At 72.4% G+C, this 12,083-nt stretch carries 9 protein-coding genes and 4 tRNA genes; 6 read left to right on the forward strand and 7 right to left on the reverse strand.

Annotated features, from left to right (window positions below; genetic code table 11):
• The 4 genes from ACIQ87_RS33075 to ACIQ87_RS33090 form a co-directional block, all read right to left on the reverse strand.
• Positions 1–1,958, reverse strand: a 1,958-nt coding sequence (locus ACIQ87_RS33075) for a DEAD/DEAH box helicase (protein ID WP_402414097.1), incomplete at its 3' end; no start/stop codon positions are given.
• Between the two features lie 1,143 nt (positions 1,959–3,101).
• Complete coding sequence (gene crcB, locus ACIQ87_RS33080) at positions 3,102–3,476, reverse strand: fluoride efflux transporter CrcB (protein ID WP_402414100.1); 375 nt, start codon at positions 3,474–3,476, stop codon at positions 3,102–3,104.
• On the reverse strand, positions 3,473–3,877 hold the full coding sequence (locus tag ACIQ87_RS33085) for a DUF190 domain-containing protein (protein WP_402414103.1): 405 nt from the start codon (positions 3,875–3,877) through the stop codon (positions 3,473–3,475). The genes crcB and ACIQ87_RS33085 overlap by 4 nt, the downstream gene beginning before the upstream one ends.
• Positions 3,874–4,389: a fluoride efflux transporter FluC gene (locus ACIQ87_RS33090; protein ID WP_402414106.1), complete on the reverse strand. Its 516-nt coding sequence runs from the start codon at positions 4,387–4,389 to the stop codon at positions 3,874–3,876. The genes ACIQ87_RS33085 and ACIQ87_RS33090 overlap by 4 nt, the downstream gene beginning before the upstream one ends.
• Before the next feature lie 70 nt (positions 4,390–4,459).
• Here ACIQ87_RS33090 and ACIQ87_RS33095 point away from each other — a divergent pair, with 70 nt between their 5' ends.
• The 4 genes from ACIQ87_RS33095 (at position 4,460) to ACIQ87_RS33110 (ending at position 5,226) form a co-directional block, all read left to right on the forward strand.
• On the forward strand, positions 4,460–4,801 hold the full coding sequence (locus ACIQ87_RS33095; protein ID WP_402414109.1) for a metallopeptidase family protein: 342 nt from the start codon (positions 4,460–4,462) through the stop codon (positions 4,799–4,801).
• Between the two features lie 114 nt (positions 4,802–4,915).
• Positions 4,916–4,988 (forward strand) — tRNA-Glu (locus tag ACIQ87_RS33100).
• Between the two features lie 63 nt (positions 4,989–5,051).
• Positions 5,052–5,125: transfer RNA gene (locus tag ACIQ87_RS33105), tRNA-Asp, on the forward strand.
• 27 nt (positions 5,126–5,152) lie between these two features.
• Positions 5,153–5,226 (forward strand) — tRNA-Phe (locus ACIQ87_RS33110).
• A gap of 237 nt (positions 5,227–5,463) precedes the next feature.
• Here the strand turns inward: ACIQ87_RS33110 and ACIQ87_RS33115 are convergent.
• The gene (locus ACIQ87_RS33115; RefSeq protein WP_402414112.1) at positions 5,464–6,405 is read right to left on the reverse strand and encodes a hypothetical protein; all 942 of its coding nucleotides are present in this window, start codon (positions 6,403–6,405) and stop codon (positions 5,464–5,466) included.
• Positions 6,402–6,920, reverse strand: coding sequence for a SigE family RNA polymerase sigma factor (locus tag ACIQ87_RS33120; RefSeq protein ID WP_402414113.1), 519 nt, complete (start codon positions 6,918–6,920; stop codon positions 6,402–6,404). The genes ACIQ87_RS33115 and ACIQ87_RS33120 overlap by 4 nt, the downstream gene beginning before the upstream one ends.
• Positions 6,921–7,061: 141 nt before the next feature.
• Between ACIQ87_RS33120 and hrpA the strand changes: the two genes are divergently transcribed.
• Together hrpA and ACIQ87_RS33130 are read left to right on the forward strand one after the other, a co-directional pair.
• Positions 7,062–11,075, forward strand: a complete 4,014-nt coding sequence (gene hrpA, locus ACIQ87_RS33125; protein ID WP_402414116.1) for an ATP-dependent RNA helicase HrpA — start codon at positions 7,062–7,064, stop codon at positions 11,073–11,075.
• Positions 11,076–11,219: 144 nt separating this feature from the next.
• Positions 11,220–11,293, forward strand: a tRNA-Asp gene (locus ACIQ87_RS33130).
• Positions 11,294–11,651: 358 nt separating this feature from the next.
• Here the strand turns inward: ACIQ87_RS33130 and bldC are convergent.
• On the reverse strand, positions 11,652–11,858 hold the full coding sequence (bldC, locus tag ACIQ87_RS33135; protein WP_014137253.1) for a developmental transcriptional regulator BldC: 207 nt from the start codon (positions 11,856–11,858) through the stop codon (positions 11,652–11,654).
• Positions 11,859–12,083: the final 225 nt, after the last annotated feature.

The raw sequence follows: 12,083 nt of genomic DNA on the forward strand, positions 1-12,083 counted from the left end.
TCGCGGTCGAAACCGCCCGAACGGCGGTCGTCACGGTCACGGCCGGCGCCGAAGCCGCCACGGTCACGGTTGAAGCCACCGCGGTCGCGGTCGAAACCGCCCGAACGGCGGTCGTCACGGTCACGGCCGGCGCCGAAGCCGCCACGGTCACGGTTGAAGCCACCGCGGTCGCGGTCGAAGCCACCCGAGCGACGGTCGTCACGGTCGCGGTCGCGGCCGCCGCCGAAGCCACCGGAGCGACGGTCGTCGCGGTCACGGTCGCGGCCGCCGCCGAAGCCACCGGAGCGGCGGTCGTCGCGGTCACGGTCACGGTCACGGTCCCGGTCGCGGTCACGACCGAAGGCCGGGCGCTCGCCGCGCGACTCGCGGTACGACGGGGCGCGGTCCTCGGCCTGCGGCGCGGCGGCCTCGGCGGCGGCCGGAGCGGCCTCGGTCGACTCGCCGGACTCGGCCTCGGCCTCGGCGGCCGGCTCCTCGTCCTCGATGCCCAGCTCGGCCCGCTCGCGCGCCGCACGGGCGGCCAGGCGGTCGGCCTCCTCGCGCAGCTCGGTGGCGCGGCGCTGCGCGCGCTCCAGCTGGCGGGTCATGTCGGCGAGCTCGCGCTCGGCGGCACCGGCGATGTTGGCGGCGCTCTCGGCCTGGACCTCGGTCAGCGAGCGGGCGCCGGTGATCTTGGCGACCTCCGCGTCGAAGGCGTGGTCCAGGATGTGGCGCGAGGCGTCGACGCCCGCGTCCTCCATCAGGCGGAAGACGCCGCGGCGCTGGTGCGGCAGCACCAGGGTGACGACGGCGCCGGAGCGGCCGGCCCGGGCGGTGCGGCCGGAGCGGTGCAGGTAGTCCTTGTGGTCGCCGGCCGGGTCCACGTTCAGGACCAGGTCGATGCCGTCGACGTGGATGCCGCGGGCGGCGACGTCGGTGGCGACGACGACGTTGGTGTAGCCGTCCTTGAAGTCGCCGAGGACGCGGGTGCGGGCGCCCTGGGTCATGCCGCCGTGCAGCGCGTCGGCCTTCACGCCGGCCTCGATCAGCTGCTCGGCGACGCGGTCGGCGCCCATCTGGGTGCGGACGAAGATGATCGTGCGGCCCTTGCGGGCGGCGATCGCGTTGGTGATCGGCGCCTTGTCCTTGGGCTTCACCACGAGGATGTGGTGGGTCATCGTGGTGACGGCGCCGGCCGACGGGTCGACCTCGTGGGTGACCGGGTTCTTCAGGTAGCGCTTGACCAGGGTGTCGATCTCGTTCTCCAGGGTGGCGGAGAACAGCAGGCGCTGGCCGCCGGCCGGCACCTGGTCGAGGATCTCGGTGACCTCGGGCAGGAAGCCCATGTCGGCCATCTGGTCGGCCTCGTCGAGCACGACGGTCTTGACGTCGTCCAGCTTGGCGGAGCCGCGGTTCAGCAGGTCACGCAGACGGCCGGGGGTGGCGACGAGGATGTCGACGCCGCGCTCCAGCGCGTAGATCTGGTTCGACATCGAGGTACCGCCGCAGACGACCTTGAGGCGCAGGCCGAGCACCGAGCCGAACGGCTCCAGGGCGTCGGCGACCTGCATGGCCAGCTCGCGGGTCGGGACCAGGATCAGGCCGCGCGGGTGCTTCGCCCTGGTGCGCTCGCCGTCGGCGAGGCGGGTCAGCAGCGGCAGGCCGAAGCTGAGGGTCTTGCCGGAGCCGGTGCGGCCGCGGCCCAGCACGTCCTTGCCGGCCAGGGCGTCCGGGATGGTCGCGGCCTGGATCGGGAACGGGGTGGTGACGCCGCGCTTGGCGAGGGCGCGCACGACGTCGTCGTGCAGGCCCAGGTCGCCGAAGGTGACAGTCGGCTCGGCGGCCGCCTCCTCGGTGGCCTCCACGGCCTCGGCGATCACCTCGTCCGCGGCGGTGTCGAGGGTGTCGTTGGTGTCGGTGACATCGGCGGCGGCCTCGTTCGCGGGCATGGCGAAGCGGGCGTCGTCAACGAGAGACATGCAAAACCTTCCGGAAGTGGCACGCGCCAAAGTCCGGGGTTCTGTTTCACAACCGCCTCTATGCGGTCAGCCACGGATCGCCGGAACGCGCCAAGGGCGCCAGATGGAAATAGGGCGCCAGTCAAATGGATCAAACGAACGATCTACCACCATAGACGAGCTTGGGGATCGGAGGCAAATGCCCCTGCTCAATCCGCTAATGCCCGACCACGCGGGGGCTCGGGGCCGAGGAACCGGAGCTGCCGGAGGACGGGTCCGGAGCCGGCGGGACGGTCGCGGCGGGCGAGCTGTGCTCGGGCGCGGGAGTGCCGGACGGGTGGCTGCTGGGGGTGGACGAGGGCGACCCGGCCGAACCGCCGCCGGAACGGCCCTCGCCGGTGCCGCCCGCCCCGCCGGTACCGCCGGAGCCCGCCGCACCGCCGGACCCGCCGGCGCCACCGCCCGGGTGCGGCGCGGGACTTGTGTTCGCGCCGCCCGCCGCACCGCCGCCCGGACCGCCGTCGGGAGCGCCCGGCCCCGGCACCGGGACCACTCCGGCCCCCGCGCCGTTCGACCCCGGCGCCGAGTCGCCGGGCGCCGTGGCGGTGGACCCGTTCGACCCGGCGTCGCCTTGGAGGCCCCCCGGCCGCTCGGGGTGACCCGAGGCCCCGCCCGCGCGCCCCGCCCCCGGGGAGGCCGAGGGCCCGCCCGTCGCCCCCGGCCGGACCGCCGGACCGGCCTGCCCGACCGGCGCCACGCCGTGCTTCTCCTCCGCGGCCGGGCCGACCGACATGCACCCCGTCAGCCCGAGCCCGGCCATCGTCAGCAGCGCCGCCGCCCGTACCACGCGCGAGCGCGGGACCGCCGCGTCCCACCGCGGAGCCGTACGGGCGGCGGCCAGCCGCACCCGCACCGCCCGTACCGCCCGTACCGTCCGCGCCGCCCGCACCGAAGCCACTGAGGTCCCTCTCTACCGCCCCACCCGGGCCGCCCACTCGCGCGCGGCCGCTTTCGGTGCCCAACGCGCGCCCGGCCCGGCGGGACACGGGCAGCGGGCAAGCTCGCCCGGCGGAGGCGGTGCGGGGCGCGCCCTCCGACGCCCGGTTCGGCGCCCGGTTCAGCGCCCGGTCCAGCGCCCGCCGAGGCGCCCGCTCCGGCGCCCGGTCAGCCCCAGAGCGCCGAGGCCAGCTCCGCGCCCGCGTACACCGCGGCCAGCCCCGCCGCCACGCTGCCGGCCACGTTGGCCAGCGCGTACCGCCCGGCGCCGGTCTCGGCCAGCCGCAGGGTCTCGTACGAGAAGGTCGAGTAGGTGGTCAGCGCGCCGCAGAGCCCCGTCCCCAGCAGCAACTGGACCTGCGAGGAGGCCGCGCCCGCCGCCACCGCACCGGTCACCAGCCCAAGGATCAGGCAGCCGACCACGTTCACGGTGAACGTGCCCCACGGGAACACCGAGTCGTGCCGGGACTGCACCGCCCGGTCGGTCAGGTACCGCAGCGGCGCGCCGACCACCGCGCCCGCCACCACCAGCAGCCAGTTCACTGCGCCGTCTCCCCCGGGCCCGCCGTCTCCCCCCGGCCCGACCCTCGGCCCGGGTCCCGGGCCGGGCCCCGGCCCGCATAGGTGACCACCTCGCAGCCGTCCAGCAGCACCAGGCCCTCCGCCACCATCCCGTCCAGCTGCGGCAGGAACGCCCGCACCCGCTCCTCCTCGTCCACGATCACCACCGCCACCGGCAGGTCCTCGCTCAGCGACAGCAGCCGCGTGGTGTGCACCAGCGACGACGCCCCGAACCCCTCGATCCCCCGGAACACGCTCGCCCCTGCCAGCCCGGCCACCCTGGCCCGGTGCACGATCTCGCTGTACAGCGGGCGGTGGTGCCACCGGTCGCTCTCCCCGACCAGCACCGTCAGCCGCAGCGCGGGACCGCCCAGCCGGCTCACCGCGCACCCCGCTCGGCCCCGCGGCGGACCGCCCGGTGGATCAGACGCCGGGTCAGCCCGGCCGCCGCCCACACCGCCACCAGCGCGCCCGCCAGCGTCAGCCCGAGGTACGCCAGGGCGGGCCCGGGCCGGCCGCCCTCCAGCAGCCGGCGGATGTCCACCGCGTACGTCGAGAAGGTGGTGAACCCGCCCAGCACGCCGGTGCCGAAGAACGGCCGCGCCAGCGGATGCGGCTGGCGCCCCTCGGTGATCACCACCAGGAACACCCCGATCACCGCGCAGCCCACCACGTTGACCAGCAGCGTCGTCCACGGGAAGGCCGTCGGCCCGGTCTGCCAGCCGAGCCCCGCCGCGTACCGCGCGCTCGCCCCGATCGCCCCGCCCGCGGCGACCACCGCCACCGCCCGTCCCTGCCCGCGCAGCACCGGCGGCCGGCCGGGACGGCGGCCGGTGCGGGCCCGCGCCACGGCGTCGTCCACGGCGTCGTCCACGGTGCCCTCCGAGGTCGTCATAGCCCCATCAAACACCGGGCTCCGCCACCTGGCACACCGTCATCCGACACCGGACAATGATCCGGTGGAGATGACCCGGGAAGAGTTCGAAACGCTGGTCAGCGACGCCCTCGACCAGATCCCCCCGCAGCTCGCGGCCATGATGGACAACGTCGCGGTCTTCGTCGAGGACGAACCCGACCCGAGCGACCCGGAACTCCTCGGCCTCTACGAGGGCACCCCGCTCACCGAGCGCGGCGAGTGGTACGCGGGCGTGCTGCCCGACCGCATCCTGATCTACCGCGGCCCCACCCTGCGCCACTGCGAGACCCGCGAGCAGGTGGTCGAGGAGGTCCGCACCACGGTCATCCACGAGGTCGCCCACCACTTCGGCTTCGACGACCACGAGCTCGACGAACTCGGCTGGTCCTGACCCCCGCCGCGGGCCCGCACCCCCAGCCGGGCGAAACCCGTTTTGGCGATCCGCCCCGCATCCCATATGCTTCTCGACGTCCCCGAACGCTGGGAACAGCGGGACAGGCCGCAAGCCCTCATCGTCTAGTGGCCCAGGACGCCGCCCTTTCAAGGCGGTAGCACGGGTTCGAATCCCGTTGGGGGCACGCAGTACCGTAGTAAAGTGCAGTGCGCAAGACCGCAAGACCCTGAGTGGTTCGCCACTTCTAGGTCCCGTGGAGCAGTTGGTTAGCTCGCCACCCTGTCAAGGTGGAGGTCGCGGGTTCAAGTCCCGTCGGGATCGCTCGTCTCGCAAGAGACGGTGCAGTACGGCCAGGTAGCTCAGTTGGTACGAGCGTCCGCCTGAAAAGCGGAAGGTCGCCGGTTCGACCCCGGCCCTGGCCACAACCGGGAAGCCCCCGTAGCGAATTCGCTACGGGGGCTTCGTCGTTCACGCCCCCGGCGCCGTCTCACGGGTGACGAGGTCGAGTGGGTGGGCCTGGAGGCTGTTCCCGAGTGGCGGAGCGGTGCCGCGCAGGTGGTCGACACCTGCGGCGGGCATCCGCCACCGCCCGGGCCCCGACCGGCTCCGGCCGCCGACCGGGCCGCGCTCCGCCCGTGTCGGCCGGCTCGGCGGGCGGCTCAGGAGGTCCGGAGCCAGAGCTCGGTGGTGCGCTCCATCGAGCCGTCCGCGCTGTAGTAGGTGACGGTCGCGGCGTCGGTGCCCGGCTTCGCGGCGAGGGCGTAGAAGCGGAACGGGGAGTCCCCGACCGTGACCGTCGCCGCCTCGGTGGTGCCGCCGGTCTTCCAGGCGACCACGACCTTCGTGACCTCGGCCTGGACCCCCTCGACCACCACCGCGGGGACGCCCGCGTCGCCGTGGACGCCGAGCGAGGCACCCCCGACGACGGCCGGGTACCCGCCCGGGGCGGAGACCGCCGGCAGGGCGTCGTCCGGCTGCCGCTTGCCGTCGACCGTGTAGTAGTAGTTCACCCTGTCGATGTGCGTGTCCCAGTTGACGTCGATGTCCTTCTGGGTGACCGGCTTCACCTCCGGATTGGCCTCGCGCCGCTCCGCCTGGATCAGCCGGGCCTGCTTCGCGAAGTCCTCCTTGCTGGAGGGGGCGGGCCACAGCGCGGCCCAGGCCTGCCAGGTGTGGCCGTTCGCCGTGCCCTCGGCGACCTTGACCCGGACGGGGGCGAAGGGGTCCCGGGCCGCCCGGGCAGCTGCCCCAGCGGCCGACGCGGCACTCGAAGCGGCGCTCGACGCGGCACTGGAAGCGGCCGGAGCGCTCACTGCGGCCCCCGGGACCGAAGCCGAGGCCGAAGCCACCGCCACGGTCGAGACCGCCTGCCGGCCGCGCTCGCCGAGCACCGCCGTCCCCCCGGCGATGCCCGCGACCAGCACCGCCGCCGCCCCGGCGGTCAGCAGCCGCCGCCGTCGCAGCCGCCGCCGGCCGCCGGCGATCAGCCGGTCGTACGGCACCGCGCCGGTCTCGACGCTCCCGGCCAGTTCGCCCAGCGCCCGGACCGTCGCCGGCTCGTCGCCGCCCTCCGTGTCCCCGGGCAGGTACCCGTGGCTCATCTTGTCCCTCCGATGCTCGTCAGTCCGATGAGTGAGGAGGCCCCGCGGAGTTTGGCCAGTCCTCTGGCGGCCTGGCTCTTGACCGTCCCGACCGTGCAGCCCATCGCCTCCGCGGTCTGGGTCTCGCTGAGGTCCTCCCAGTACCGCAGCACCACGGCCTGGCGCTGGCGCGGCGGCAGGGTGCCGAGCGCGGCGAGCAGCACGGCCCGGTCGTCGGGGTCGGCGCCGGCCGGCGCCGGCCGGTCCGGGAACGCGGTGACCGGGTACTCGACCAGCCGCCGCCGGAACCGTCTGGCGTGCTCGTTGAAGACGATCCGGCGCACGTAGGCGTACGGGTCGTCGGCGGCACGCACCCTGTTCCAGGCCGCGTACGCCCGTTCCAGTGCCTGCTGGACCAGGTCCTCGGCGCCGTGACGGTCCCCCGCGAGCAGGTACGCCGTCCTGAGCAGCCGTGACCACGCGCTGCCGACGAACGCCCGGAACTCCTCGTCCCGGGCGGTCTTGTGGGCTCCCATGAGCACCTCCTCACCCTCCCGGAGCCCGGGACGGCCCTGAACCGTTGCCCGTCGTTCGCGATTCGCCGCCGACGGCTGTGACACTGGAGGGGCTCGAAAACCGAGGTGCGCTCCGCCGTGCCTCCTTGCGAACCTAGAGGGATGCCCGCAGTGAGTTCTCCCGCAGTCCAGTCCGCCGCCGTCCCCGCCGAGGGTCCCGGAATCGGCGAGCTGGCCGTCCGTCTGCCCGAGCTGACCCTGCGCGACCAGGTGCGGATCGGGCGCCGGCTGGAGGGGGCCCGTCGGGTCCGCAAGCCCGAGGCCCGGCAGAAGATCGCCACCGAGATCGCCGCCGACATCGACCGCGCCGAGCTGGTCGTCGAGCGCCGCCGGCAGGCCGTCCCGAGGATCGGCTATCCCGCCGAACTCCCGGTCAGCCAGAAGAAGGACGAGATCCTGGCCGCGATCCGGGACCACCAGGTGGTGATCGTCGCGGGCGAGACCGGCTCCGGCAAGACGACCCAGATCCCGAAGATCTGCCTGGAGCTCGGCCGTGGCGTGCGCGGCCTGGTCGGCCACACCCAGCCGCGCCGGATCGCCGCCCGCACGGTGGCCGAGCGGGTCGCGGAGGAGCTGGACAGCCCGCTGGGCGAGGCGGTCGGCTGGAAGGTCCGGTTCACCGACCAGGTCGGCCAGGACACCCTGGTCAAGCTGATGACGGACGGCATCCTGCTCGCGGAGATCCAGACCGACCGCGACCTGCACCAGTACGACACCCTGATCATCGACGAGGCGCACGAGCGCAGCCTCAACATCGACTTCATCCTCGGCTACGTCAAGCAGCTGCTCCCCCGCCGACCCGACCTCAAGGTCGTGATCACCTCGGCGACCATCGACCCGGAGCGCTTCGCCCGGCACTTCGGCGACGCCCCGATCGTCGAGGTCTCCGGGCGCACCTACCCGGTCGAGGTCCGCTACCGGCCGCTCGTCGAGGACGGGGCCGAGGAGGACGAGGACACCACCGAGGCCGACCGCGACCGGGACCAGGTCCAGGCGATCTGCGACGCCGCCGAGGAGCTCCAGGCCGAGGGCCCCGGCGACATCCTGGTCTTCCTCTCCGGCGAGCGCGAGATCCGCGACACCGCCGACGCCCTCGGCAAGCTGAAGCTGAAGAACACCGAGATCCTGCCGCTGTACGCCCGGCTCAGCTCGGCCGAGCAGCACAAGGTCTTCCAGCGCTCGCGCAGCCGCCGGATCGTGCTGGCCACCAACGTGGCCGAGACCTCGCTGACCGTCCCCGGCATCAAGTACGTGATCGACCCGGGCACCGCCCGGATCTCCCGCTACAGCCACCGCACCAAGGTGCAACGGCTGCCGATCGAGGCGATCAGCCAGGCCAGCGCCAACCAGCGCAAGGGCCGCTGCGGCCGCACCTCGGACGGCATCTGCATCCGGCTCTACTCGGAGGAGGACTTCCTCTCCCGCCCCGAGTTCACCGACGCCGAGATCCTGCGCACCAACCTGGCCTCGGTGATCCTCCAGATGACCGCGGCCGGCCTCGGCGACATCGCCGCCTTCCCGTTCCTGGACCCGCCGGACTCCCGCAACATCAAGGACGGCGTCCACCTGCTGCACGAGCTGGGGGCGCTCGACCCGGACGAGAAGGACCCGCGCAAGCGCCTGACCCAGCTGGGCCGCAAGCTCGCCCAGCTCCCGGTGGACCCGCGGATGGCCCGCATGGTGCTGGAGGCGGACCGCAACGGCTGCGTCCGCGACGTCATGGTGATCGCCGCGGCGCTCTCCATCCAGGACCCGCGCGAGCGCCCGGCCGAGAAGCGCCAGGCCGCCGACGAGCGGCACCGCCGGTTCAACTCGGAGACCTCCGACTTCCTCTCCTACCTGGCGATGTGGCGCTACGTCCGGGAGCAGCAGCGGGAGCTCTCCTCCTCGGCGTTCCGCCGGATGTGCAAGGCGGAGTTCCTCAACTACCTGCGGATACGGGAGTGGCAGGACATCTACGTCCAGCTGCGCACCGTCGCCAAGCAGTTGGGCGTCACGATCGAGGAGCCCCATGACGACGCCGAGCCGGACGCCGACCGGATCCACCAGTCGCTGCTGGCCGGCCTGCTCTCCCACATCGGCCTGTACGACGTGGAGAAGCGCGAGTACGGCGGCGCGCGCGGCGCCCGCTTCGCGGTCTTCCCCGGCTCCGGCCTGTTCAAGAAGCCGCCGCGCTGGGTGATGTCGGCGGAGCTGGTGGAGACCTCCCGGCTCTGGGCGCGGATCAACGCGAAGATCGAGCCGGAGTGGGTCGAGCCGCTGGCCGGCCACCTGATCAAGCGCAGCTACAGCGAGCCGCACTGGGAGAAGAAGGCCGGCGCCGTGCTGGCGTACGAGAAGGTGACCCTCTACGGGATGCCGGTCGTCGCCCAGCGCAAGGTCAACTACGGGCGGATCGACCCGGAGCTCTGCCGCGAGCTGTTCATCCGCAACGCGCTGGTCGAGGGCGACTGGGAGACCCACCACCGGTTCTTCGCGGAGAACCGCAGACTGCTCGGCGAGGTCGAGGAGCTGGAGAACCGGGCCCGCCGCCGGGACATCCTGGTGGACGACCAGACCCTGTTCGACTTCTACGACGCCCGGCTGCCCGAGGACGTCGTCTCCACCCGGCACTTCGACTCCTGGTGGAAGAAGGCCCGGCACGAACAGCCGGACCTGTTGAACTTCGAGAAGTCGATGCTGATCAACGACGCCGCGGACGGCGTCACCGAGGCCGACTACCCGGACCACTGGCAGCAGGGCAAGCTCCGCTTCAGGCTGACCTACCAGTTCGAGCCGGGCAGCGACGCGGACGGCGTGACGGTGCACATCCCGCTGCCGGTGCTCAACCAGGTCACCGCGGAGGGCTTCGACTGGCAGATCCCCGGCCTGCGGGAGGAGCTGGTCACCGCGTACATCAAGTCGCTGCCGAAGGCGCTGCGGCGCAACTTCGTCCCCGCGCCGGACTTCGCCAAGGCGGCGCTGCGTGCGGTGAAGGACCGCCAGGCTGACGGCACGTTCGGCTCCGCCGAGGCCCTCCTCCCGGCCCTGGAGCACGCCCTGAAGCGCCTGACGGCGGTCACCGTGCCCCCGGAGGCCTGGGACGACGAACGGGTGCCCGAGCACCTCAAGGTGACCTTCCGGGTGGTGGACGGCAAGCGCCGGCTCGCCGAGTCCAAGGACCTGGAGGAGCTGCGGCTGAAGCTCAAGCCCAAGCTCAAGGAGACGCTCTCCTCGGCCGCTTCCGGCCAGGGCATCGAGCAGAGCGGGCTGACCGCCTGGCCGGCCTCCCTGCCGGTGCTCCAGCGCACCTTCGAGCAGCGCTCGCGCGGCCACTCGATGCGCGCCTACCCGGCCCTGGTGGACGAGGGCCAGTCGGTCGCCGTGAAGCTGTTCGACACCACCGAGGCCCAGGCCCGGTCGATGTGGGAGGGGACGCGGCGGCTGCTGATGCTGACCACCAACTCCCCGGCCAAGTCGATCCAGGGCCGGCTGGGCAACCAGGCGAAGCTGGCGCTCTCGCACAGCCCGCACGGCTCCATCGGCGCCCTGTTCGAGGACGTCGTGGCGGCGGCGACGGACCGGCTGATGACCCTGGCCGGCGGCCCGGCCTGGGACGAGGCGGCGTTCGGCAAGCTGCACGACAAGGTGCGCGCGGACCTGTACGAGCTGTCCGCGGACACCACGCTGAAGACGGCCACCGCGCTGATCGCCTACCACAAGGCCTCGACCCGGCTGAAGACGGTGAGCAGCCCGGTGCTGCTGAACGCGGTGAACGACATCCGGCTGCACCTGGCCTCGCTGGTGCACCCGGGCTTCGTGACCGCCACCGGCTGGCAGCGGCTGCCGGACCTCAAGCGCTACCTGCTGGCGGTGGACCGCCGCCTGGAGGCGCTGCCCAACCACCCGCAGCGGGACGCCCAGCAGCTGCTGAAGGTGCAGCAGGTGCAGCAGGCGTACGGGGAGCTGCTGGCGGCCGTCCCGGCCGGGCACCAGCCCTCCGCGGAGGTGCGGGCGATCCGCTGGATGATCGAGGAGCTGCGGGTCAGCTTCTTCGCCCAGTCGCTGGGCACGCCGAGCCCGGTCTCGGAGAAGCGGATCGTGAAGGCGATGGAGGCGGCTCGGGCGACGCTCTGACCCGGGCGGTGCGCGGCCGCCCCTGGCCGCGGCCGTGAGCTGCGGGTGGGCCTTCAGGAGCCAGTTCGACCTGGGGGCCCATCATGGGCTAGAGTCTGTCTTGTTCGCAGCGCGGCAAGCGAGTGAACGAGATCAGGAAAACCTGGTCCCGTGGAGCAGTTGGTTAGCTCGCCACCCTGTCAAGGTGGAGGTCGCGGGTTCAAGTCCCGTCGGGATCGCCGCAACGCGAGAGGCCCGGAACCGTTCAGGTTCCGGGCCTCTCGCTTTTGGCCTTTCGGCCCTTTACCCCGGCCAGGTCTAGACCACAAGTGACAGACGGTGTGACAGTCGTCACGGAACCTCCCCGGAAGCCGGCCCTCCGAAGCCCCCTCCAGAACCTCGCTAATTTAATATGTAAAATTGTACAGGTATTCACTGTAAATCCCCCCCGCCCCGGGCGCATCAAATCGTTATCCGGAGTTCAACATTCCGACCGCTTGACCGACACCGAACACCCTCGTGCGGGTACGACAAAGGGGCCGCTTACCGGACCCGGCGGAGTCCGGTAAGCGGCCCCTTTAAAGAGCCTTTGGCCTATCAGGCCTCAGTGCGCTGGGCGGGAATCCCAGCAAGCAGAGCGCGCACCTCCGCCTCACGGTAACGGCGGTGACCGCCGAGCGTGCGAATCGACGTCAGCTTGCCCGCCTTGGCCCAGCGGGTGACCGTCTTCGGGTCCACGCGGAACATGGTGGCAACCTCTGCCGGCGTCAGCAGCGGCTCAGCATCAGGGGTACGAGCGGTCATGAGCGGCCTCCTCGGGAGAACCGAACCAGGGCGGTTCTATCCTTCAAATTCTGCACCTTGGCCCGCGATGCCCGAAATGGCATAGACGGGCCGAGTCGGTTATAGGACGAACGGCTTGTCCTGGTGTCTACAACTACACCATCCGTCCAGCCCTATCGACCAAACCGCCAAAATTGACCCCTCACGGGTTCAAGGCCGACGGATGGCGATGGACCACCCCATAAC

The sequence above is a fragment of the Kitasatospora sp. NPDC096204 genome, from assembly GCF_044763205.1.
In the GTDB taxonomy this organism is placed as follows: Bacteria; Actinomycetota; Actinomycetes; order Streptomycetales; family Streptomycetaceae; genus Kitasatospora.